19 protein-coding genes are annotated in these 22,620 nt (G+C 50.0%); 7 read left to right on the forward strand and 12 right to left on the reverse strand.

The window, feature by feature from the left end; all coding sequences use genetic code 11:
- Positions 1 to 22: 22 nt before the first annotated feature.
- Positions 23 to 658, forward strand: a complete 636-nt coding sequence (locus JUJ53_RS11875) for a cob(I)yrinic acid a,c-diamide adenosyltransferase (protein ID WP_204152234.1) — start codon at positions 23 to 25, stop codon at positions 656 to 658.
- A gap of 74 nt (positions 659 to 732) precedes the next feature.
- Here the strand turns inward: JUJ53_RS11875 and JUJ53_RS11880 are convergent, their stop codons facing one another.
- The 5 genes from JUJ53_RS11880 to JUJ53_RS11900 form a co-directional block, all read right to left on the reverse strand.
- On the reverse strand, positions 733 to 1,545 hold the full coding sequence (locus JUJ53_RS11880) for an alpha/beta hydrolase (RefSeq protein WP_204152235.1): 813 nt from the start codon (positions 1,543 to 1,545) through the stop codon (positions 733 to 735).
- 388 nt (positions 1,546 to 1,933) lie between these two features.
- Positions 1,934 to 2,467, reverse strand: a complete 534-nt coding sequence (locus JUJ53_RS11885; protein ID WP_204152236.1) for a hypothetical protein — start codon at positions 2,465 to 2,467, stop codon at positions 1,934 to 1,936.
- A gap of 185 nt (positions 2,468 to 2,652) precedes the next feature.
- Positions 2,653 to 3,501, reverse strand: a complete 849-nt coding sequence (locus tag JUJ53_RS11890; protein WP_239125000.1) for a mechanosensitive ion channel family protein — start codon at positions 3,499 to 3,501, stop codon at positions 2,653 to 2,655.
- A 56-nt stretch (positions 3,502 to 3,557) separates the two neighbouring features.
- Positions 3,558 to 4,763 (reverse strand): MarR family transcriptional regulator, encoded by a 1,206-nt coding sequence (locus JUJ53_RS11895; protein ID WP_204152237.1) that lies wholly within the window; start codon positions 4,761 to 4,763, stop codon positions 3,558 to 3,560.
- A 378-nt stretch (positions 4,764 to 5,141) separates the two neighbouring features.
- Positions 5,142 to 5,591, reverse strand: a complete 450-nt coding sequence (locus JUJ53_RS11900) for a pre-16S rRNA-processing nuclease YqgF (protein ID WP_204152238.1) — start codon at positions 5,589 to 5,591, stop codon at positions 5,142 to 5,144.
- Positions 5,592 to 5,718: 127 nt separating this feature from the next.
- On the opposite strand from JUJ53_RS11900, the gene JUJ53_RS11905 reads away from it, so the two are divergent.
- From JUJ53_RS11905 to JUJ53_RS11915, 3 genes are all read left to right on the forward strand, one after another.
- Positions 5,719 to 6,459: a 4'-phosphopantetheinyl transferase superfamily protein gene (locus JUJ53_RS11905; protein ID WP_204152239.1), complete on the forward strand. Its 741-nt coding sequence runs from the start codon at positions 5,719 to 5,721 to the stop codon at positions 6,457 to 6,459.
- A gap of 675 nt (positions 6,460 to 7,134) precedes the next feature.
- Positions 7,135 to 10,116, forward strand: coding sequence for an HAD-IIIC family phosphatase (locus tag JUJ53_RS11910; RefSeq protein ID WP_204152240.1), 2,982 nt, complete (start codon positions 7,135 to 7,137; stop codon positions 10,114 to 10,116).
- 68 nt (positions 10,117 to 10,184) lie between these two features.
- A complete protein-coding gene (locus tag JUJ53_RS11915) occupies positions 10,185 to 11,228 on the forward strand; it encodes a glycosyltransferase family 2 protein (protein WP_204152241.1) in 1,044 nt (347 codons plus the stop codon).
- 30 nt (positions 11,229 to 11,258) lie between these two features.
- On the opposite strand, the gene JUJ53_RS11920 is transcribed toward JUJ53_RS11915, so the two are convergent.
- On the reverse strand, positions 11,259 to 14,414 hold the full coding sequence (locus JUJ53_RS11920; protein WP_204152242.1) for an ATP-binding protein: 3,156 nt from the start codon (positions 14,412 to 14,414) through the stop codon (positions 11,259 to 11,261).
- A gap of 196 nt (positions 14,415 to 14,610) precedes the next feature.
- Between JUJ53_RS11920 and ribD the strand changes: the two genes are divergently transcribed.
- A complete protein-coding gene (gene ribD / locus JUJ53_RS11925) occupies positions 14,611 to 15,708 on the forward strand; it encodes a bifunctional diaminohydroxyphosphoribosylaminopyrimidine deaminase/5-amino-6-(5-phosphoribosylamino)uracil reductase RibD (protein WP_204152243.1) in 1,098 nt (365 codons plus the stop codon).
- 33 nt (positions 15,709 to 15,741) lie between these two features.
- On the opposite strand, the gene JUJ53_RS11930 is transcribed toward ribD, so the two are convergent.
- The 3 genes from JUJ53_RS11930 to JUJ53_RS11940 form a co-directional block, all read right to left on the reverse strand.
- Complete coding sequence (locus tag JUJ53_RS11930; RefSeq protein ID WP_204152244.1) at positions 15,742 to 16,467, reverse strand: Fic family protein; 726 nt, start codon at positions 16,465 to 16,467, stop codon at positions 15,742 to 15,744.
- Positions 16,468 to 16,571: 104 nt separating this feature from the next.
- The gene (locus JUJ53_RS11935; RefSeq protein ID WP_204152245.1) at positions 16,572 to 16,730 is read right to left on the reverse strand and encodes a hypothetical protein; all 159 of its coding nucleotides are present in this window, start codon (positions 16,728 to 16,730) and stop codon (positions 16,572 to 16,574) included.
- 42 nt (positions 16,731 to 16,772) lie between these two features.
- On the reverse strand, positions 16,773 to 16,973 hold the full coding sequence (locus JUJ53_RS11940) for a DUF2283 domain-containing protein (RefSeq protein ID WP_204152246.1): 201 nt from the start codon (positions 16,971 to 16,973) through the stop codon (positions 16,773 to 16,775).
- Between the two features lie 501 nt (positions 16,974 to 17,474).
- Between JUJ53_RS11940 and JUJ53_RS11945 the strand changes: the two genes are divergently transcribed.
- Both JUJ53_RS11945 and JUJ53_RS11950 read left to right on the forward strand, forming a co-directional pair.
- The gene (locus tag JUJ53_RS11945; RefSeq protein ID WP_204152247.1) at positions 17,475 to 18,008 is read left to right on the forward strand and encodes an NUDIX domain-containing protein; all 534 of its coding nucleotides are present in this window, start codon (positions 17,475 to 17,477) and stop codon (positions 18,006 to 18,008) included.
- A 39-nt stretch (positions 18,009 to 18,047) separates the two neighbouring features.
- The gene (locus JUJ53_RS11950; protein ID WP_204152248.1) at positions 18,048 to 18,527 is read left to right on the forward strand and encodes a hypothetical protein; all 480 of its coding nucleotides are present in this window, start codon (positions 18,048 to 18,050) and stop codon (positions 18,525 to 18,527) included.
- Between the two features lie 12 nt (positions 18,528 to 18,539).
- Here JUJ53_RS11950 and JUJ53_RS25490 read toward each other — a convergent pair whose 3' ends face one another.
- The 3 genes from JUJ53_RS25490 to JUJ53_RS11965 form a co-directional block, all read right to left on the reverse strand.
- On the reverse strand, positions 18,540 to 19,628 hold the full coding sequence (locus JUJ53_RS25490; protein ID WP_204152249.1) for a TIR domain-containing protein: 1,089 nt from the start codon (positions 19,626 to 19,628) through the stop codon (positions 18,540 to 18,542).
- A 180-nt stretch (positions 19,629 to 19,808) separates the two neighbouring features.
- Positions 19,809 to 21,005, reverse strand: coding sequence for a GUN4 domain-containing protein (locus JUJ53_RS11960; RefSeq protein ID WP_204152250.1), 1,197 nt, complete (start codon positions 21,003 to 21,005; stop codon positions 19,809 to 19,811).
- A 122-nt stretch (positions 21,006 to 21,127) separates the two neighbouring features.
- A complete protein-coding gene (locus JUJ53_RS11965) occupies positions 21,128 to 22,309 on the reverse strand; it encodes a GUN4 domain-containing protein (protein ID WP_204152251.1) in 1,182 nt (393 codons plus the stop codon).
- Positions 22,310 to 22,620: the final 311 nt, after the last annotated feature.

The following is a 22,620-nucleotide window of genomic DNA, read 5'->3' on the forward strand; positions in this document are numbered from 1 at the left end:
ACGTCCTCTTCTCTGGAATGCCATGACTGACTCATCCTTGCAAGACCCCAGCCAGCGGGAAAAAGAACGTCTACGAAAAATTAAACAAGCCAAAGACCAAGCTCGGGAAGCACGGCAGGGCAATGAACGAGGTCTATATCTGCTGTTCACCGGCTTAGGGAAAGGCAAGACCAGCAGCGCGATGAACCTGGTCTATCGCCATCTGGCCCATGATCTACCGGTAGCGGTGGTGCAGTTTGTGAAAAATTCGGAAGCCTACCCAGATGGCGATCGCCAGATGTTGCAAAAGTTGAGCGATCGCGGCTTCCCGGTAAAGATCCATACCCTGGGCGGTGGCTTTACGTGGGAAACCCAGGATCCTGAGGGCGATCGACAGATGGCGACGGCGGCTTGGCAGCAAGCGACGGATTATATTATGGATGAAACTATTTCCTTGGTGGTGCTGGATGAATTGCACATTGCCCTGAAGAAACAGCAGCTTGAGGTGGATCCGGTGCTATCGGTGATCCAATCGCGCCCTCATCTGTGCCATGTGGCGAGTACGGGTCGCTATGCACCCCAAGCGTTAATGGATGCAGCGGATCTGGTGACGGAAATGACGCGGATCAAGCATCCCATTAGTCAGGGAATCCCAGCCCAAATCGGCATCGAATTTTGAGTGTCCAGAGGAGCCCAGATCTGCGACTTCTTTGAGAAGTCGCAGATCTTCGCTTAGAGTCGAGGATCCCTGGATCAGGAGGACAGGCTAACTACAAACGATCGCACCGCTTCGACGTAGTCGTCCCCGGCAACCCAGACGAGGTCGTTGTGATTGGCGTTGGGCACCCAGAGCGATCGCTTCGGGTCTGAAGCAGCCTCGTAGAGCGATCGCCCATGGTCGATAGAAATCGTGTCGTCAGCTTCGCCGTGGATAATTAGGACGGGAAGGTTGAGCTGGCGGAGGCGATCGCGGTTAGGAAATTTGTCGAAGGGAAAAATAGGAATGGGCAACAGCACCCGAAAAGCAGAGGTGAAGGTACTCTCTAGGATCATCCCGGCGCTGGATTCCTGCGTAGCTAAGTACAATGACGGGCCACCACCCACCGATCGCCCATGGATAAGAATGCGATCGCTAGGAATCTCCAAATCATCCACCATATAGCGATAGACGGCGGTAATATCGCGGTAGGACTGCTGTTCGGATGATTTGCCGGTGCTCAACCCGTAGCCGCTATAGTCGTAGCTGACCACCGAAACGCCAGCGGAGTATAGAACGTCGAGGACGGGGGCAATCAGACCCAGATCTTCTGCATTGCCGTGGCTATAGAGTAGGGTATAGTCGGCGTTGGGGTTGGGCAAATGGAGGACGGCTAGTTGATGGTTATCAACCGGGACGGTAACCAGGTCAGGAAGTTGGGCATAGCTGGAGGCAGGGGGTAGAAAAATTTTGCTGTCGGCGGTGAAGAAAACATAGAGGGTGACAACAGCGTAGATAATCAGGAGCGATCGCCCCAGCCTAGCCACAGACCAGCGCCCAAGAACCCAGCGACGTACCCACCGAGGCATTGTAGAACCCATAACAAGGATATCTCCGAGAATTATGACCGATAGTCGATTGATCGATAAACGGCGTTGCCGAATAAAGATATGAAATTAGCATGTGAACATCTCGCTCACACGACCTTGAGGTAAATGAATTACGAGGGTGATACTAAGTCCGGTTAGATGCGCGCTATTCATTCAAGGCTGTGGTAGCCCTAGGTGTTGGTAGCTCCCTTAGCAAGGGGGAGGCGAAGCGGGAATTGCAGGCAGGATGTTCCACGGCCATTCGACCAGACTTGAGATGAGCATCTCATTCACGGTTCGCTAGCGCAAATCATATCATGATTTAGCAGCGCCCGATAAACTAAGGAAGTCAACGATTGGATAGATGAGCCAGCCACTCCAGCAACAGTCAAGAACGTAGGTATCGTTTCAAGACATGAAGCAATATTCGTATCTCAATATTAAAAAACAATACGATTATGGCGTAGGGAAATAACAGGAGTAGCCAGGCTGTTGGTGCGAAGTTCTGTGACATGTTTTGAGACATTACCCCAAAAAGTCCACCTGTTAAAAGTAAGCCCATCAGTCCAACCGGCATAAGTGCCCTTAAAGTAGGACGACTCGTAATATGCATATCGGTTTTATCCAATATCTGACTAGGCTGAAGATAAACCTGTGTTACGAGGGGAAAACGACTATCTCCATAGGCATCCTCTCCATAGGGGCCTCGAATCGTGATGCGATCGCTTCTGACTATGATCTGATACTTGCCTTGGTTGAACCGAGATTGGCCGTTAATAGCCATCCTATCTGGGCTGAGGGACAGAAATATCTGGACAATATCGTCGGAAGGCAGGGCACTGCGATGTACACCTTGGTAGTAAGGAACAATATAGTGAAGCCATGAAACAGCACCAGGTATGGCTAGTTGTTGGTCTGTCATAGATTGATCTCAAATCCGATTAGAAAGCTATGGAATATGTCCCTCACTCTAACCCGCTTTCTCCAATTTTTTAGGAAAAAACTGGACATCAGCCCGTCTTAGCCCATGATCTTTCAGGAGAGAATCTTAGATTGAGAGCTATAGAACTTCTATTAACCGTAGGCAGTAGCTTTGACATGAATCACTCATTCGAAAATAGGATCCTGTCCACCAAGGAAAGCTCTTGACAGCTTTGGATAAGGAAGATCATGTCGAGCAAAAGCCTGCTTAGCTCGGCGAATAATGTCGGTTTGATAGACAAATTCATCGCGGGCATCCATGGGATAGGATCGCAGCTTAAACTGAGTTCCCCATACTTCTTCCTTCATCACCACCACGATGGGAAGCTTGAGTTGGGTATACCGACTGCTGTAGGCGGCTTGATATAAGATACGAATAACTTGCTCTGCATCAACGCTATGGTCAAAGTAAAAATTAGTGGCGACCTGCGCTTCCAAATTTCCACTGTTGGCATTAGCGATCGCTTCTGTCCAGGTTTTGTTGTGGGGAATGGTGACGGTATTGTCATCAGGCGTTTGCAGTTGAATACCTCTCAGCCCATAGCCGACCACTTCACCGTAATGATCTTCAATTTGAATGCGATCGCCTACTCGATAGGGAGCTTCAAATAATGCAACAGCTCCAGCAATAATAGAACTAACATAGTCTTTGAATGCAAATCCTAGGGCAACGGCAATGGTTCCGGTGAGCGCCAGCAGATTAGACTCAGACAAGTTAAAAAACAGTTTAATAATGTAGGAAACGACCATGATTAAAATCAAGCCCTTCCAGAATGGAAGTGATTGTTTAATCAATAAACGAAAGCGCCGAGGAACCTTTTCTGACATCCAGTTCGTGAACATCTGGATCAGGGCCGTACTTCCGTAGGCAATCAACACGGCAATAATCGCCCGAACAATTTTTTGTACAGTAATATCTTCAAGCAATTTCTGGGGCAGATCTGGCGACTCAATCTGTGCGAAAGAGATAGTCAACTCTGTCCAATCCATGATACTAACCCAGGTATGGTGATCCAATATCAGCATGATCATCATTCATTCCCACTTACAAAGAAGTTGTTGTTGCCTAGTTCAGTTTTGAGCTTACTATAGTGACTCGCCTGTACTGCAAGATGTCCGTTATTGGATGACAAAACACCTTCCCGTAATAGAAGCTGAATGCGAGACTGAAGCTGGCTTTCAGGCTCACCTAAGCTAAGAGCTAGGTGGGGACGGCTCATGGGGCCATGAATAAGTAAGGAATGGAGTAAGTAGCGATCGATATTGGTTAAGGTCGGCAAACTGGGTAATGAAGGGCTAACTTCATGCAAAACCAGGCTGGATTCTGATGACGTTGTGGTGCTGAAGTCATAGTCGGAAAGTTTTTCGGTTGAGTTGTCTTCTTCTTGAATGCGGAGGCTTTGCAACCAAAGATGAACAGCAATTTGACCAACTCCAGATGATTGATTGGACAACGATTTCCAGTAGGACTGACGAAGATTATCGGAATCGGTATCTAGATTATTGGCATCCACAACCGTTTTGACGATCGGATTCAGCCAATCTTGAAGCATGGGGCCATCGAGCTTTGGCAGGGATTGCACGTTGTTGAAATAGGCGCTAATTTGGCAAACCATATCAAGGAAATCCCACGCCCACTGATTGCAGCCAACCACCCAGAAACAGTTGCGATTGTGAGCCATAATCTCCCGCAAATATTCAATGCCATCCCAGCCACCAATGCAGCGCAGGAAATATTGCTCTAGGCAAGGCAGAAGACAAATCGTTGTACGTTTTTCTAGATCTTCATCTTCGATCGCCTCATGCATGGCGGAAACATCGGTAGATTCTATCTGAGGATAAGCGCTCAGAGCTTGCTGAATCTGCTGCGTGAGGCTTAGAGGATCCCTAGGGCGGGCTTGGTCATCGAGCGGGACGATCACGATTCCAGGGGCATGGTGCCAGTTGCGAATACTGTCGCTCAGGATCTTGGCGATCGCTTCCACAGGATTAGATAAGAAGACTAGACTATTGGGTGCATCTAGGTTGTGTTGCCAATCTTCAATAGCGGTAGCGATCGCGTCCTGAACCTCAGCTCGATAGGCCTCTGGACTCGACAAGTCGTTAATGGCCTCCATGAGTTGTGCTTGCAGAATATCAGGAATTTCTACAAGTCCATGGTCTGAGTCAGAATCCTGAGCTTGGGAAAACCATGATTGGGCTTGTTGCCAAGTAGCGTGGATAAGAGAGTAAATCATGGCTAGGAGAGAGCTAGTCTAGCTGACTAGGCATATCCTCAACGAAGGTTAACGCACCGATCTATCGCAGGTATTGTTCGGACGTTTGAGTTCAGCCTGGTTTATACCTGGATCATGATCGGTCTGGAACAGTAGAGCAACGATGTTGGGGCATCCATTCACGAATGCCGTTGCGCCCCTCGATTTTACCACTGCTCTGACTCGTACCCTGAGGCAGACGTAACCCGCCTAGGTGCTAAGACAGGAATCCTTGTGAGTCCTGGAGATTCTTTTCGTTTTTCTGTCTTCGTTTTTCTGTCTTGCGGTACTAGGGCATCCCCCCCTGCTCGTCTCCCAGTCTAGATGGATGTAGGTGAAAACGGTGAGGGTGTCAACGCGTTACGAGGGTGGATCGGTGAGATGATCGAAATAGCGCTCGATGAGTAAAATAGCGACGATATCATCAATGGGGCGTGGAATCGATCGCAGCTTTTGGGGCAATAATCGACGGATACCCTTGGGTGGATACATATCCCAGTAGCGATCGCGGGCCTGGAGAGTGCTGTAGCGCTCATCCACCATCACCACGCGCAAAGACGTAGGCAGTTCGTCCACCACCTTCTGTTTCCATTGCTTGGCGGAGGTTTGATTGCCCATCACCATCAAAGAAATGGGAAACTGCTGTTGTAGGGTGTCGATGGTGGCGATCGCCTGTTCCGCACTCACGACTTGTTGAAACAGCAGCCGACGATCTAGCGCCATGACCGCGACGCCACATTTTTGTCGCCCCGGATCAAAGCCCAAAATCACCGGCTGCTGCGGGGGGGGAGTTAAAGGTGCAGAACCCATGCTTCATCCTGCTGAGGTGCAATAGAGTAGCTGTCGTGTGATCAGCCAAGTCTCATGCTAAGCCAAGATGCCTGCGAAAACTGTTGCTTGCCCATCTGATTTTGCCCATGACTGCCCATGACCGCCCATGATCTATGACGTTGCCTCGCTGTTGAACCTGTCGCCGGAGATGCTGCCGGGGCTGCAGCCCAACCATGCCCTAGTTTGGTGGATCGATCGCCGTCGGCTGACCCTCCCCGCCGAGATGGTTCAGACCCTCCTCAGTGTTGAAGAACAGCAGCGGGGCGATCGCTTCAAGTTTCCCGCCGATCGCGATCGCTACCGCACCAGTCGCGCTATTCTGCGGCTGCTGTTGTCCCACTACCTGTCCTGTCCACCCGATCACATTCCATTCCACTACAGCCCCACCGGCAAACCTAGCTTGCCGCTCTCCTACCATCCCATGGGCCTACAGTTCAATCTCTCCCACGCTGGCCCCATGAGTCTCTATGGGGTGATGATGCCCAACCGCATTGGGGTTGATCTAGAACCACAGCGCCACGTTTCTCAACTGCACAGCATCATTAAAACTCAATTTTCACCCAAGATTGCCGCTAAATTTCGCCAACTTGCTCCAGATGACGCCCCAGCCTACTTTTTCCGCCTATGGACTGTCACCGAAGCCTACTTAAAGGCGACGGGGCAAGGGTTAGCCGGCCTAGCAACGGTAAATCTCTGGGAGAATGCGATCGCTCCCTTTGGGTCTCTCACGCCGGTGACTGGCTTGCCCCAACCTTGGTCTACGCTGCTGTTTGAAATGCCAGAGTCTACGGTGGGAGCGATCGCCCTTGAGGGCAAGGTCACCAAGGTTACCATCTGTAACAATTGATACCCTCTCTAGGACAACAACGCTAAGACAACGATGATAGATCCAGCCCCAAAGGCTCAAGTCATCAAGGGTTGGACTGAGCTTGCTGCAGCCGCTTTTCTAGCCGTCGCGTATAGCCTTCAGGTAGCTCAAAATGCAAGAAGGTGCTACCGTTTGGGGCTACCTGGGGCAACTCTTAACATAACTTCACACATTGCAAAGATTGTATGAGGCTAAGTGGATTTACCCGGCAGTTGTTCGGCATCCTTGAGTACGGTAGCTATAATGACCTTGACGTTTGGGATGCTTGCATGCTCAAAAAGTCTATCTTGCTGATCACCTGATGTATTCCTAAGGATGATGCGCTGAGCATATATCTCTGCCATGCTTGACTAACAAACCACAGAAGCTGATGGTTGAAAGCCCCTAGTCCTACCCTTCTCTCCTAAAAAAGGGAGCCAGATCGCCGTTGTTTTAAATAGATTCGGTTGTCCTCCTGGTTCGGGAGAAAAACGCAGGCGAATCGATCATGGTTCCTCCTTTGGGGAGAGGGCTAGAGTGAGGGGATACACCGTTGATCAGGTAACCAGGTTGCTAAGCCAGTAAATTCACCGTTCCATCTGCGTTCACTATTGGGTGGGATTGGGTAATTTAAGAGTGCTAGCACTCTACTATCTATAACTTTTGAGAAGCGTGATGCAGTCCACTCAAACTCCAGTCTCCACCACCACTCGTCTTCAGTACACAGTTGCTGTCGCGGCAACGTTTACAGCCGAGCCGTTAGAGGAATCATTAGCGTTTTGGATAGACAAGCTGGCCTTGCCAGCATCAGTAGAGTTTACACCCTATAACCAAGTCTTTCAGCAGTTACTCAACCCCACGAGTTTGATGGCGGACAATCAAACAGGGGTGAATGTGGTGCTGCTGCGCTTTGAAGACTGGTGGCGCTTTAACCAATCATCGGACGAGATGAGCGATGCGGATCGCCTAGCCGATGTGCAGCGCAATGCCCAGGACTTGATCCAGGCGTTTCAGACTGCTCTAGGGCAGTCTTCCTCCGCCTATATTCTGGGTATTTGTCCCTCGTCACCCGCGATCCAAGAGCATCCAGACTGGGCGATCGCGTTTCAAGCCATTGAAGATCAGATTGAAGCAGAACTCGGTAGTGCCAGCAACTTCCACCTGCTGCGATCGCCCGACTTTGAGCGCTATGGATCGACGTCGGTTTATGACCCTGAGCGCGATCGCCTCGGACATATTCCGTTCACGCCCGACTTTTTTGCCACCCTCGGCACCACCCTCGCTCGGCGCATCTATGCCATTAAGCGATCGCCCTATAAGGTCATTGTGCTGGACTGCGACAACACCATCTGGAAGGGGATTGTGGGCGAAGATGGCGTAGATGGCATTCAGGTGACCGATGCTTTTCAGACCCTGCAGCGGTTCATGATTGAGCAGCAGGAAGCAGGGATGGTGCTATGTCTCTGCAGCAAAAACAATGAAGCCGATGTGATGGAGGTGTTTGAGCAGCGCACAGACATGCCGCTCAAGCTAGATCACCTGGTCAGTTGGCGGGTGAATTGGCTGCCGAAGTCGGGGAATATTCAATCCTTGGCGGAGGATCTCAATCTCGGTCTCGATAGCTTTATTTTTATAGACGATAACCCGGTGGAATGTGCGGAGGTGCGGCTCAACTGTCCGGAGGTTTTGTCCCTACAATTACCGAAGAATGAAACAGACATCCCGGCATTCCTAGAGCATGTCTGGGCCTTTGACCACTTACGGGTGACCGAGGAAGACCGCAAGCGCACGGCGCTCTATCAACAAAACGTGGCGCGATCGCGCTTAGAAAAAGAAGCTCCCTCCCTTGAGGTGTTTCTCGCCAGTTTAGACTTGTCCACCACCATGACAGCTCCAACGGCGGAGCAACAGTCGCGGGTGGCCCAGCTCACCCAGCGCACCAATCAGTTTAACTGCACCACCCGCCGCCGCTCTGAGGCCGATGTGCAGCAACTGGCTGCCCAAGGTCTGAACTGTCGCGCCGTTGAAGTGAGCGATCGCTTTGGGGACTATGGTCTGGTGGGAGTGATGATTTTTGGCCCTCGCAGCGGAGCCCTAGAGGTCGATACCTTTTTGCTCAGTTGCCGAGTGCTGGGCCGTGGCGTGGAATATCAAATGCTGAGTGAACTAGGGAAAATAGCCCAGCGGCAAGGGCTATCCACGGTGCGTTTGTTATTTATTCCTTCAAAGAAAAATCAACCGGCCCTCAGCTTCCTAGAGCGCTGTGGTGCAGAGTTTCAGCAGACTACCGATGAGGGGTTTTGCTTTGAGTTTCCCACGGATTATGCGGCAAATCTTACCTACAATCCAACCAACGATCGCTCTGATACAGCCTCGTCTAAACCCAAATCTCCATCATCCCAATCCCAGGGCAGTCCATCTGAACGGTTGCAGATGATTGCTACCGAGCTGCGATCGCCCACCCAGGTGCTGCAGCACATTCGCCGCCAAGGCAAAGGCGATCGCCCAGACCTAGGGTATACCGCCGTTGCGCCGAACACTGAGACCGAGACGATTTTGGTAGACCTCTGGTCAGATCTGCTCAATCTCAAAACCGTGGGCATCACGGACGACTATTTTGATCTAGGGGGAACGTCCTTGCTCGCTGTTGAGGTGGTGGTGCAGATCGAGCAGCGGTTTGGGGAGCGTCTGCCGCTGACCACCCTGCTAGAGCGGCCTACCATTCAAAAGCTGGCCCAGCGTCTCGACCACCGTGAGGCACAAACCGGCGAGCCAACCTCCCTGATCCTCTTGCAGTCTGGAGATGCCAGCCCACCGCTGTTTCTCATCCATGATGGCGACGGTGAAACCTTGCTCTATCGAAATTTAGCCAAACGCCTAGCCCCCCGCCCGGTCTATGGCATTCAGCCGCTCAGCCGTCCTGGTTTTCCCATTTTGCATACGCGCATTCAAGACATGGCTGCCTACTATATCCAGCAAATCCGTCAGGTGCAGCCAGAAGGTCCCTATTTGCTCGGGGGGATGTGTGCCGGTGGCGTTCTGTCGTTTGAAATAGCCTGTCAGCTTGAAGCCCAGGGGCAAACCGTTGCCTTGGTTGCCTTGATGGATGCTGCCTACATCCATGCTCAAGAAAAGGTGGGACGCATTGCCAGCCAGCGGCTCAATCGGTTCACCCAGGCCCTAGAGGAGGAGAGCCGCCGACCGCTCCATGAACGTCTCCTAGGCATTGCGGTGAAAGTTGTGACCAAGGCCTCTAACTTGGTGCGCTACGAAACCCAATCTCGGATCCAGAAGGCCAGCGATCGCCTCCAGTTTAAGCTGATGCGCTTTTACCTCGATCGCCAAGCGCCGCTGCCCAAATTCCTCAAGGGATTGCCGGTGCGCACGGTCTACCTGTTGTCTGCCGAGGAGTATAAGCCCAAGAAACTCTATCAGGGAGAACTGCTGCTGCTGCGAGCCACCACGGGCGAGGGCGATAATGAACCCCATATTTGTAGATTTGTGGATAATCTGCTGGGATGGGGCGATCTGACTGCCCAGGACGTGAAGGTCTATGATGTGGCTGGTGGTCATGCCAGTATGCTGCAAGAACCCGCTGTTGAAGACATGACGCAGCGTATCCACAGCTATATTGAACAGACCTTACAGCAGACCTGATGAGACTAAATGAGCCGAATTTCAGGTTGCATTGGTTGGTATAAAACACGAGTTCTATGACAGGTTCTATGACCATAAGTGATTCCCTTGCAGTAAACGACCCGTCGGTCTTAGTGGTGATCGTCAACTATCGCACGTCGCGGTTAGTGGTAGATGGATTGCGATCGCTGGTTGAGGAGGTGCAAACCCATCCCAGTATCCGGGTGGCGGTGGTGGATAATGAGTCGGGCGATGATTCGGTGGAGTATCTGCAGGCAGCGATCGCGGAGAATCAGTGGGACTCTTGGGCCACGCTGATTCCCTCAGGGCATAACGGTGGCTATGCCTATGGCAACAACATCGCGGTACGTCCAGCGCTACAATCCTCTGATCCACCGGATTACTTCCTGTTGCTCAACCCCGATACCGCCGCCCGCCCCGGTGCCATCTGGGCCCTCGTGGAGTTTATGGAGCAGCATGAAAAGGTGGGCATCTGCGGCAGTGGTTTAGAAAATGCCGATGGATCGCCTTGGCCCATCGCCTTCCGGTTTCCCTCGTTGCTGAGTGAGCTAGATTCTGGGCTACGGATTGGCTTGGTCAGCAAACTGTTGAACCGCTGGGTCGTACCTCGGGAAATGAGCAACGAAGAGGCTCAAGTGGATTGGCTACCCGGAGCCAGCATGATGGTGCGCCGCCAGGTCTTTGAAGAGATCGGGCTGATGGACGAGGGCTATTTTCTGTATTACGAAGAAACCGATTTTTGCCTGCAGGCGCGGCGGGCCGGTTGGCTTTGTTGGTATGTGCCCCAAAGTCGGGTGATGCACATAGCCGGACAAAGTACCGGCGTCACGGTGCGCACCGATCGCCCCAAACGCCTGCCCACCTACTGGTTTGATTCACGGCGACGCTACTTCGTGAAAAACCACGGCTGGCTCTATGCAGCAGCCACCGATATTGTCTGGCTGAAGGCCTTTATGCTGTGGCGACTGCGGCGGGTGGTGCAGCGCAAGCCCGATCCCGATCCCCCGCATCTCCTCAGCGACTTTTTCCAAAACAGCACCATTATGAACAGTTTGCGCGGGTTGGGTAAGCCAGCAGCTAAGGTCGGTGAACCGGTCAAAGATCCGGGATAGGCGAGCCTAGGTGACGTGATCTGACGTAAGTCAACGCTGTTCTCCCCGATCTGGTGATGCGGCGATGTCTTGGGTCAGATCACTCAGGGTATCGAGGCGAAAGGTCTGAATCAACTCGGTGAGGGCGATCGCTAACCTCTGCTGATCTGCTGGTATAGCTTGCACGAGCTGCAGGGCTAGAACATCATCTCCGCTGATGGCAGCGGCATGGAGGCGCTCGATCCAGGCTTGGGGCATGATCCGCAAGTCATCCGCCGCTACCTGCTGGGAGGTCGTTGAGTTGGCGCTGTCTCGACCGGATGAGCGTTGATCGGCATAGACATAAACCACGCCCAAATGGTGGGCGATCGCCTCCCAGATCTCAGCTTCCCGAAAGGGCTTGCGGATGAAATCATCACAGCCGATGCCCAAAATCTTCTCTCGATCTTGGGACAGGGCGCTAGCTGTGAGGGCAATAATGATAGTGTCTTTTCCCTCAGGCGTAGACTTGATCAAGCGCGTAGCTTCATAACCATCCATCACCGGCATACGCATGTCCATCCAAATCAGGTGGGGCGCGTAGGTTTGCCATTGGGCGATCGCTGCCTGGCCGTGATGGGCTTCAATAATCTCAAACCCAATAGGTTCCAGCAGAGCCCGTAGAAGTAGACGATTTTCAGGAACTTCATCCACGATCAACATACGGTAGCGAGGCTGATTGGGCGCTAGACCGACCACTTGGCGCGGGGGCTGGGTAGCTTGGATATCGGCTGCGGTAGCCCGCTGAATGGGAATACAAAACTGGAATTGACTGCCCTGACCCACCACACTATGGACTTGGATCGTTCCTCCCATCAACTGCACAAAGGTTTGGCTGATCGCTAGCCCCAGCCCTGTACCCTGATGCGATCGCCGCCCTGCGGTGGTTTGCACAAAGGGATCAAATAGTCGCGCGACATCTTCCTCGGCAATCCCTGATCCCGTGTCGCTGATGGTGAACTGTAGGAGCACGTGATGCTCTGAAGGATAGTCTGAGGGAGTGGGGGGTTCTTGGGGGATGACCTCAAGAGTCACGGAGCCGCGATCGGTAAACTTAATGGCGTTGCCCAGGAGATTAATCAGCACCTGCCGCAGTTTCTGTTCATCCCCGATTAGATAATAGGGTTTTGAGGTGTAGTTCTGAAAGGTAAGCAACAACCCTTTAGACTTAGCTCGCAGCCTTAACATACCCTCTAGAGTTTTTAAGAGGGCAGCAAGATCAAAGGTGGCTAGATCTAGGGTCGTCTGTCCTGCTTCAATTTTTGACATATCTAAAATGTCATTGATTAAGGCCAGCAGATGTTCCCCACTACGGCTGATGATGGTTAATTCTGGCGTGGCGGCGGCATAGGCAGAATTGCGCTGCATTAACTGCGTAAAGCCAAGAATGGCATTGAGGGGCGTTCGTAACTCGTGGCTCATGTTAGCTAAGAATGTACTCTTCGCCTTATTAGCTGACTCGGCGGCGGTTTTAGCCTCCTGCAGAACAGCTTCCACCTGCTTAAGCTCGGTAATGTCGCTGAGAACGCAGAGTACACAAGGCTCACGGTTCAGTTCAATCACTTCAGCAGAGAATAAGACCGTGCGCAAAGTGCCAGACTTGATCCGATACTGGATTTCCATATTGCGCACCGTACCTTGCGCCTCAATGTAGCAAATGGCAGTCTCTAGATCCTGAGGACAAGCCCAGAGATTGAGTTCAATCCCAGTTTTACCGATGACTTCCTCGCGGATGTAGCCGCTGAGGGTTAAAAAACTATCGTTGACATCCAGGATCTGTCCTGATTCATAGGCCACGATCGCCAACGGCTCAGGCGAAAGGCGAAAAGCTTTGGAGAATTTTTCCTCAGACTCCTGCAGAGCCTGAGTGCGCTCAGCAATCTTTTGTTCCAAATCCTTTTGTGCTTGCTTCAGTTGCGATCGCATTTCGTCAAACGCTTGGGCCAAAACCCCAATTTCATCGGTGCGTTGGGTATCAACCTCCTGGCTCCAGTCTCCTTGAGATAGGGACGTTGCTGCACGCACGAGCTGGGAAACCGGTGCCACCAGCCAGCGCGTCGTGCGAATACCAATGGCGATCGCGATCACAAGTGCTAATACACAAAAAAGTACGATAGTGCGGTTATTATCCAGCATAACCTGGGTAAAATCTGACCGAGGCACCACAATAATCACCCGCCAGTCTAATCCACTGCTGTCTTGGAAGGGATGAACCTGAACAGATAAAACTTGGTTATTGATGCGAGGTGTGAGGGTGGAGCTATGGCGAATGGTAGAAAATTCACCCAGCTCTGACTCAATGTAGCGCGCAACCTCGCGGGTCATGGGATCAGAACTAGCGATCGCTTCTAATCGTTCCGTATCTGACTCTTCGACCCCCGATTCCATCGAGCTAGCAATCAACCGTCCTTGGCGATCTACGATGAACGCCTGACCTGTTTTACCAATCGTTAATTCAGACAAAAAATTACTAATCTGTTCTAGGCTCAGAGTTGCCGTCACAACTCCCACAAAGTTACCCTCTTGATCATAGATCCGCTCTGACGCTGATAGCAGCAAGTCTCCAGTATCATAGGCAAAAAAAGGTTCGGCCCAGAAGGAACCTCCAGCTTCTACGGCGACACGATACCAGCTACGTTCTCTAGGATCAAAATCTGGCAATGAATCAAGTTCCTGTAAGCGATCGCCTGTAGGAGTAATCTGCCAAAGTCTAGTTTGCCTGCCTATCTCTTGATCAATGATACCTAGAGTTAGCCCTGAGCCTTGGCGATCGCCAATACCAAGATAATTACCGTTTCGCAGCGCCACAGCTATAAAAATGAGATCGTCAAATTGGCGACGGCGCTCTAATAAATAGTCTTCAATCGCTGATAAATCGTCTAAATCAATCAATTCCTGAGATAGGATATCAGCATTGATGCGGTTGACTGTATGGGGGACGGATAAATAATTTTCTAGTTTTCCCTGAACCTGCTCGTTGATTTCTCCTAACAGATCTTGCACGAGGCTATCAACAACTTGCTGGCTGTTGTAGAAATATAAATATCCAGTAATGCCCACCGCTGCAACGATTTGTACCACAAATGGAACGATCAGCACAATCCGCAGGGATGGACGCCTACATCGTTGACAGAATTGATTAAACGTTCGACGAACTGGAGTGATCATGCCGAATTTAGACGATGTACTATTGGATGATGCCCAAGCAGCCCTTTGTCTAGGAGTAACATCTAGAGGTCATTTCCCACGTCCATGCAAGAATGCTGAGCTGCCAGCAACTAGGTTAGAACGTGGCAAAACTGCCGTAGATTCTAGATTGGAGTTATTCTAACACCGGAACTCTCAATAACAGGTAGTCTTATTCATGGATGCATCCAGTCTCCTAGACGTTGACCAAAGCATGATGCAGCGCTGCATAGACCTGGCCCAGTCTGCCGCCGGACGCACAGCTCCCAATCCCTTAGTGGGCGCGGTGGTGGTGCGCGATCGCCACATTGTCGGGGAAGGTTTTCATCCCCAGGCTGGCCAACCCCACGCAGAAGTATTTGCCTTGCGGGCAGCCGGCGATCGCGCCCAAGGGGCCACGGTCTACGTCAACCTAGAACCCTGTAACCATTACGGACGGACGCCCCCCTGCACCGAAGCCTTGATCAACGCACAGGTAGCGCGGGTGGTAGTGGGGATGGTGGATCCTAATCCTAAAGTGGCGGGAACTGGAATCGCTCGGCTGCAGCAGGCGGGAATTGACGTAATGGTGGGCGTGGAAGAGGCAGCTTGCCAAACCCTCAACGAAGCGTTTGTGCATCGTATCTTGCACCATCGTCCCTTTGGTATCTTGAAATATGCTATGACCCTGGATGGCAAAATTGCCGCAACGGGCGGTCATAGCGCCTGGGTGACCGGTTCCGCAGCCCGCACCCACGTCCATCAACTGCGATCGCGCTGTGATGCGGTGATTGTAGGCGGCCATACGGTGCGGCAAGATAACCCTCGGTTGACCAGCCACGGTCAGAGCGATCGCAATCCTCTGCGGGTGGTGCTCAGCCGTTCCATGGCATTACCCATGGAAGCCCATCTTTGGCATACGGATCAGGCGGCCACCTTAGTGATCACAGAAACAGGGCAAGCCCCTGACCGGCAAGACCACCTGCGTCGCCAGGGCGTTGAGGTGGTGGAATTAGCAGAACTTACCCCGGCGGCAGTGATGCACCATCTCTACGATCGCGATCATCTGATGGTGCTGTGGGAATGTGGTGGGGTGTTGGCAGCAAAGGCGATCGCTGATGGAGCTATTCAAAAAGTGTGGGCGTTTGTTGCACCGAAAATTATTGGTGGCAGCCAAGCTCCTTCACCGGTGGGTGACCTAGGGCTGACGCAGATGACAGAAGCGATCGCCCTTGAACGCATGTCTTGGCAGTTGATTGGATCAGATCTGTTAATTGAGGGATATCTGCATCCATAGCGTCTGTTGCATGGTGAGTAGGGGAGCATCCCTCTAGCTGGCTAGGCTGAGAATTTCCACGGCCGATAGTTTTACGCAGTTAGCCACCAGATGGAATAGAGGTTGGGGGTTACCAGTTTGCCAAGCCACCACAGCATCAATGTAGGCAACTCTGTCAGCAGCTTGCACAATAGCGAGGGGATAACCCGTTCTCAAGAGATGGAGATTCATCAACAGGCGAGCAACTCGACCGTTGCCGTCGGTGAAAGGATGGATGGTCACCAAGCGGGCGTGGATTTCGGTGGCGACTTCGATGGGATGCAGCGAGTGGGGTTGGGATAACCAGCCACTGAAATCAGCCATGAGGTCGGGTACTTGAATGGCGTCGGGGTAGCGGTAGTTGGTGCCTGCAGCCATGACATTAACGATGCGGTAGGTACCTGCACGGTTCTCACCTTTGCAGACTAGGCTATGAATCTGGCGTATTTCCCATTCGGTGATGGGGGTATTAGCTTGGGCGAGGTCGCGCACAAGATCAAGGGCTTCGGCATGGTTGATAATTTCTAGATGGTCTTGAAGGGATTTACCGCCGATGGTAATGCCTTTTTCGATCACGATTTGGGTTTCGGTTTCGGTGAGGGTGTTGCCTTCAATGGCAGTAGAGTTGTAGGTGAGGCGAACGGTATAGACGTCTCGTAGGTTTTTGAGAAGGTCAGGGTCTAAGGGTCGCAGAGCATCGAGTTGGGTTTTGAGATCATCGCACTCTGTCAAGATATCCATGGGTTTTAAATTCAAACAAGTGTTCAATCCTGGAATTGATCCTACAGATTTTGGAGCCTAATTCAGTGAGCAGTAATGCTTGTAAAAGAAGCCCATCGCCTACACTACAGGTTGCTGCGACAAGAAAGGTGTTGAGTCAGATTTAATATAACCCAGCGATCGCCCTTGGTGTTATGGGGGAAGCGATCGCTTCCTAGACTTTCTTCTGTTCTTAGAACGGTGTTAGGCTCTTGGCGACTGGAGGGCGGACTCAATTGAGTCATAATTTATTTTTCTAGGAAAACCAACCAATTCACTCTCGACTGCTAAACCGTTGTTTCTAAAAGAATGTGTTGCCAGGAGTTAGGACTGCGTTGACTGATGTAAAGCACTTCAATGCCAACCACTTTACCATCAGCATTGTAATCTAAAATAATGCCATCGCTTACTTCTTCGGACTCGATGATGGGGGTATCATCTAGGCGCAAGTACAGGGCATCATCGTCTTTATGAACAGTTAACTTCATTTGACTCTCCTATCAAAAAAGATTGTGACAATTCGTTGGGGATTAACCGTTGGGTTGACAATAACTCGCAACCATCTACCCTAAAAATCTGCAATCTGCTTTAAATAGTGGGTGTTGCCGTGAGGATCGGCAAAGAGCAAAAGCCGATCGGGAGACGAAAGGATTTCAGTGAGCCAAGATGGTTAGATGTTTCGCTCTTGCATTTGAGATAGGGCATGGTCAGAAAGTTCAAACCCGTTGATCATTCACCCCCCGTCGTCTCCATGATGTTCCGTGTTAAGTCATGGTAAACCCTAGTGGTATTTGCAACCTCTGTTTTTAATTCTAATGCGTAATTGACCGCTGCAAAAAGCCCTTGACCGTTTGAGAGGGCACTTTCTAGGCTCTCTCCTGTTCTTGAAACGGTGTTAGGATCTTGGCGACTGGAGGGCGATCGCCCTCCTGAGTCCTTCGTGCATTCAAACATCAATTTGAGGTATCGAAAGATGTGGATCACAAGTAATGGATAGAGTCATCTTTAGTACTCAGTGGATCTCAGTTAAGGAGTCTCCCAGAGGATTTCACTATCTAGAGCGCAAAGGGAAAGACTCTATTGCCGTATTTTTGCTCAGAAAAAGTGGCAAAAATCCTAACCAGTGTGAGGTATTAATTCGCCACCAGCACCTTTGTATTGACAATCAAGAGGTGGATGGACAGTTCAGGCTATTTCCCTGTCCAGTGACAGGAGCGTTAGAGGAGGGGGAGTCGCCGGAAGCGGCTGCTCAACGAGAAGTGTATGAGGAAACGGGATACCGGATTCAGGCTGCACCGCTGGGGCATTATATTGTGGGAACTCAGGTGAATGAGATCTGCTATATGTACTATGCTGATGTCACAAACATGAAACCCGATGTAGCTCAACAGGATGGTACTTACATGGAGTCGATCGCTAAAAATGAATGGCATCCATTTCAGTATTTAGAATCTTGCGAGTATTCAGCTTGTCAAATTGGATACTTGAAGCTGCATAAAATACTCTTCAAAAGTACAGACTAAAACCTTACATTTGGGCAATTATCCTTATACATCAAAACTATGCCGACTAACGTTTCAGACTGGATTGAAAAGAATCAGGACTATTTGATCAAGCAAACTGAAATGTTGCAAAGTGCGATCGCTCGTATGGCGAACAATTCACTAGAAATTAAGAAGGTTGGCTTAACGGTGTGGGCAGCGATCGCAGGCTTTGGATTTACCAATCAAAGTGCGGCGTTATTTGTGTTGGCATTTGTCGCTTTTGCGCTATTCGGGGTTCTGGATATTTACTACTTATATCTGGAGCGGAAGTTTCGCGATAATTTTAATCGATTAGCTCGAATTTTGAGTGGGTATATCGTTCCTGAAGATCAAGAATGGATCGAGAAAGTTAAAGGGAATTTTCTCAAACCCGATAACTCAACTAAATTCCTCGGACAGATTCCTAACACGCTCAAATCCTGGGCAAACCTGCCTTACTTAATTACGTTCTTGATCACAATTTTGCTTCTGGTTGTGCCACTGCCAGCGTCGCCATAGGAAGCTTATTAATTATCGACCCGCAGCCCTTGCTGCATCTTCAACCCACTTGCTAAAGTTATTGTATCCGCCATCATTTACCCAATCATAAGTTGGGTAAATTTGTGACATTCTAATTTGTGGCTTTGACATATAGGCAAATCGACTTGGCTGCTCAACTATGAAGCTATCAAAGGGATTTTTCCCTCTCAAGTCAGTTCTTCCAGTTATGTTCTTAATGTTGTGAATGTATATCCCCAGCATTCCATTGCCTCGATTATAACTTTCCTCAATTTCATAGTTGACCCACTGGCGTTCGGATGTCTCTGTACCAATCAGCACAACAGTAACAGATGTATTTTGCAAGCCTGAATCAATCAGTCGTTTGAGCGAAATTTCACCTGTCCTCTTGGTTGATTCCCAAAGGGAGCAATCCCAGTAACCCGCTTCTTGATAGCCACTTTTCACCTTGGCATGGTTGCGTACAACATTGACTCGCCAGATATCTCGCTGGTAATGAAAGCTAAAGAAAACTCTTCTGTTTATCACAGTATTGACTATCCGTGGTTTTTCCTGAGAAGAAGGAGGAAGGAACATTAATCCAGAAGGCAAATCTAAATTTATCTCTCCTACTTCCGGTTTTATTACGATAGGCTGCTTTCTAAGACGATAGCAAAGCTCCTTATAGCTTTCATTATTTTCGAGACTATATATGTCCTTAGACCTCAAGACTAAAGGAACATAGGCTAAATCAGTGGAAGAAAATACGACTGGAATAAACTTGGTGCTCTTCAATTGAGTATTATAAATTTCCTGTCTAATAAGCGTTCCTTCCCATGAAACACCCATGCCTTTACCAACTTCTTCCTTTCCCTCAAATCGTCGCTTGTAAGATTCTGTACAGACTATAAGCACAAATTCAGCCCATTCAAGCTTTTCCTGCATCCATAGATCCCATCCTTGTTCTGGAGTATATGGAGGCTCAGCTCGAACATATTGGTCTATTTCTGCATCCACACCCCAATTCACTCGTAGCTCATTTGCTAAAGCTAACACGTCTGCTTTTTGCTTTTCTGAGTCCCAGCTATAGCTGATAAAGACTCTTGTCGCTTGCTCGATCACCTATTTCTCCGGCAAGATTTGAGGGAAATTGCATAGAATATAGCATTCGGTAGAGTGGGTAATGCCAGTGACTCAAAGAGTAGGGTGGGCTGGAACTAGTAATGAATGGCTGAAATGCAACTCATAGGTTAGGTAAGAAGGCTACTACAAATCTTTGGGAGCGCCTGAAACTGTTAAAGGCTAGAGTTTACACATCTTCGTGCGAGAGAAGAGAAGACCCGCCAACTGCCACACCTTCACTGAACCAACCGCCCCTTGACCAAACCCCCTAGAAGAATAATCAACAAACACCTCAAAAGGACCACCCCCACACCAAGCCGGAAAGTACCCCCGAGGAGCGGCAGAGCTATCATCCAGGGAGTAAATCCCCCATCTCGCTCCGATTCCCAGAAGCCCTCTCGATCGCCAACCCACCGCTTCCCCAAACTTTTCCCATTGCCTATTGTCCTCTGTGGGGCTACCGCACTGCTCCCAAATCTTTTTCTGGACGCTGAAGCCAAACTTGCCTTTACTGTGCGTCACCCAGAGTTGATCAATCGCCCGCAGGTCGGCACAGGAAAATAGATGTACATCCTCAACTCGCAGCCAGCCTTGGCTCTGTCGTCCCATGACCTGGTACATCTGCTGAGCAGTCTCCCGGTCTGCCTCTTTCCATTTCCCTGCCTTTAGCAAAGCTTCTAACTGAGCATAATCTCCTTTGGTAGCCTCAGACGATTGGTTTTGCTGTGTGGCTAGTTGCTTGCTTCTGGCTGCTGCTTGTTTGAGTTGTTCCTGCTGCTGTTGCTCTAATTCTCGCTGTTTAAGCCTTGCTTCTTCTGCCGCTTGCTGCTGTCTCAATTGCTCGGCTTGGCGCAGTCTCTCCTGTTCTTCCGCCTGTCGTTGCCGCTCTCGCTGAATTCGCTCCTGCTCTGCCCGCTGCTGGCTACGTCGTTCCTTAATCTTTGTTGCGGCGAGATCGACGCTATCTACCACATTCGTATAAGCCTCATCGATATGATCCCAGCTTACGATAGGCTTAGCCTTTTCAGGGTATGCCTGGATGGGTGCTAAGGGAGTAAACCTCCAGGCACAGGAGCGTAAAATGACAGGCATTACTATGGCTTCGCCCGCTTTATGTCGCCGCAATGCTGCTGGAATCTCAACTTGAGTGCAGTAGTCTGTATCCAAAAAGTCGGCACTGATTAGCAGCAAAATGATATCTGCGGCATTGAGGCGTGCTTTGATCTCTGCGTCCCACTGCGTCCCTGGCAGAATTTGGCGATCGTGCCAAGTGATAATACCTGCCCCCTCAAGGGGACGCAGGTGAGAAAGCAATCCATCACGCAACGCTTTGTCTTGCTTGGAGTAAGAAATGAAGACTTCAATCGTGTCCGACATAAGGGTTGAGCGCAAAGACTGTCTTAACCAAAATTATATAGCTGCAAGCTTTCAAGCCAGCTCAGATCCCATTTAGTTTAAACTCTAAAACCTAGCCTCACAAGCTGTTATACAAACCCATTTCACTCCATTTGTGCTACTCGCTCCATTAACACCACAAACTGCTTCACAGTATTTCCATAACCACCATGTAACCACGATCGAGTCCGAGGAAAACAGCCCGAAGGAGCCTTGATCGAGAAATCAATCTTTGCATCTAGTAACAGCTTTTCATCATCACTACGCCAGCCCACTAAGCATCCCAATCGGTTCCATACCTGTGATTCAGTTAATGGCTCTACCTTTTTGGCAAAGAGGTTAAAGCGTGGTTTTTCTGGCTCCTGAATTTTTTGCCACATCTGCTGCTGAACTTTCAACCCAAACTTTCCGGCACTATATTCCATCCAAAGACGATCAATATTGCTAAGTAAGCCCAAAGGAAGCTGCCTAATTTCAGGAGCAGTTAAAGGCTTATTTTGGTTTTCCATCAAAATGAGCTTTCTGGTTTGCTCATCTGCTTCTTTGATTTTTTCTGTCTTCAGGAGTTCTTCTAACTTCAGCAGGCTCTCTGATCGGGTGCAGTCACTTGTTTGTGCATTAACTGAAGTCTTCTCTAACTCCGACTCTAGCTTAATAGCATCTTGCGCTCGAATTTCAGCAACATCTAGAAAAACTGATGGTGGTTCTGTCTGCGATGTTTGGGGTAGGAAGAATTTTGGTGCCGGAGGTGCTTGTAATTTCGCTATCGCAACTTCTGGCATTGTAACGACAGGCTTCTTGTTGAGGCGATAACACAGTTCCCCAAAGCTTTTTTCATCTTCAAGAATATATTTATCGTTTCCATTAAAAATAATAGGAATATGCTTCAGGTCTTGAGACGAAAAGACAACGGGGATAAACTTAGTACATACCAACTGATTATTGTAAAGATGCTGCCTGATGATCGTTCCTTCCCAGGTGCTTCCTTGTCCAATCCCAGGTTCTTCATTCCCTCTAAATCGCCGCTGATAGGTTTCCGTACAAACTATCAGCACAAACTCAGCCCATTCAATCCTTTTTTCCATCCACAATTCCCAACCCTGTAGAGGAGTAAATGGGGGCTTAGCTCTAACGTATTGATCTATATCAGTTTCTATTCCCCAAGGTTTTCGCAGCGTGTTTGCCAACGCCAACACACGTTCTTTGTGATCTTCTGAGTCCCAGCTATAGCTGATAAAGACTTTGGTAGGTGCTTGTGTTTCCTCGGTCACCTGTTTCCCCGCCAAGGTTTGAATGAACTTGCAATCAATTATAGTCTCTCTCTAAAGGTAGACGAAAACACCTTCGATAGAGACTTGTGAGGGCAGGAATGGGGCGATCGCCAAAATTTGTCCCCCCAATCTCCCCCCAAAATGCCTTAAAACACTCCTAATGAGCGGTCAAAAGGTGGGAAAACCTGAGGGAAATTGCGGTTATGTAAATGAGCTGAAACGCTTGTTAGAACGGAGAGAGAGGGATTCGAACCCTCGGTACGACCTAAACCGTACAACAGATTAGCAATCTGACTATAGCACCGCTGGAGTGCTTTCGTGGAGAG

Source organism: Leptolyngbya sp. CCY15150 (genome assembly GCF_016888135.1).
In the GTDB taxonomy this organism is placed as follows: Bacteria; Cyanobacteriota; Cyanobacteriia; order RECH01; family RECH01; genus RECH01.

Excerpts from the sequence above, each read along its gene's own strand:
- JUJ53_RS11880 (WP_204152235.1), bottom strand. The coding sequence starts at position 1,545 with ATGCCTCGGTGGGTACGTCGCTGGGTTCTTGGGCGCTGGTCTGTGGCT.
- JUJ53_RS11905 (WP_204152239.1), top strand. The coding sequence starts at position 5,719 with ATGATCTATGACGTTGCCTCGCTGTTGAACCTGTCGCCGGAGATGCTG.
- JUJ53_RS11950 (WP_204152248.1), top strand. The coding sequence starts at position 18,048 with ATGCCGACTAACGTTTCAGACTGGATTGAAAAGAATCAGGACTATTTG.
- JUJ53_RS11895 (WP_204152237.1), bottom strand. The coding sequence starts at position 4,763 with ATGATTTACTCTCTTATCCACGCTACTTGGCAACAAGCCCAATCATGG.
- JUJ53_RS11875 (WP_204152234.1), top strand. The coding sequence starts at position 23 with ATGACTGACTCATCCTTGCAAGACCCCAGCCAGCGGGAAAAAGAACGT.
- JUJ53_RS11960 (WP_204152250.1), bottom strand. The coding sequence starts at position 21,005 with ATGTCGGACACGATTGAAGTCTTCATTTCTTACTCCAAGCAAGACAAA.
- JUJ53_RS11930 (WP_204152244.1), bottom strand. The coding sequence starts at position 16,467 with ATGGATATCTTGACAGAGTGCGATGATCTCAAAACCCAACTCGATGCT.
- JUJ53_RS11910 (WP_204152240.1), top strand. The coding sequence starts at position 7,135 with ATGCAGTCCACTCAAACTCCAGTCTCCACCACCACTCGTCTTCAGTAC.
- JUJ53_RS11945 (WP_204152247.1), top strand. The coding sequence starts at position 17,475 with ATGGATAGAGTCATCTTTAGTACTCAGTGGATCTCAGTTAAGGAGTCT.
- JUJ53_RS11940 (WP_204152246.1), bottom strand. The coding sequence starts at position 16,973 with ATGAAGTTAACTGTTCATAAAGACGATGATGCCCTGTACTTGCGCCTA.
- JUJ53_RS11935 (WP_204152245.1), bottom strand. The coding sequence starts at position 16,730 with ATGACTCAATTGAGTCCGCCCTCCAGTCGCCAAGAGCCTAACACCGTT.
- JUJ53_RS11900 (WP_204152238.1), bottom strand. The coding sequence starts at position 5,591 with ATGGGTTCTGCACCTTTAACTCCCCCCCCGCAGCAGCCGGTGATTTTG.
- ribD (WP_204152243.1), top strand. The coding sequence starts at position 14,611 with ATGGATGCATCCAGTCTCCTAGACGTTGACCAAAGCATGATGCAGCGC.
- JUJ53_RS11920 (WP_204152242.1), bottom strand. The coding sequence starts at position 14,414 with ATGATCACTCCAGTTCGTCGAACGTTTAATCAATTCTGTCAACGATGT.
- JUJ53_RS11885 (WP_204152236.1), bottom strand. The coding sequence starts at position 2,467 with ATGACAGACCAACAACTAGCCATACCTGGTGCTGTTTCATGGCTTCAC.
- JUJ53_RS11915 (WP_204152241.1), top strand. The coding sequence starts at position 10,185 with ATGACCATAAGTGATTCCCTTGCAGTAAACGACCCGTCGGTCTTAGTG.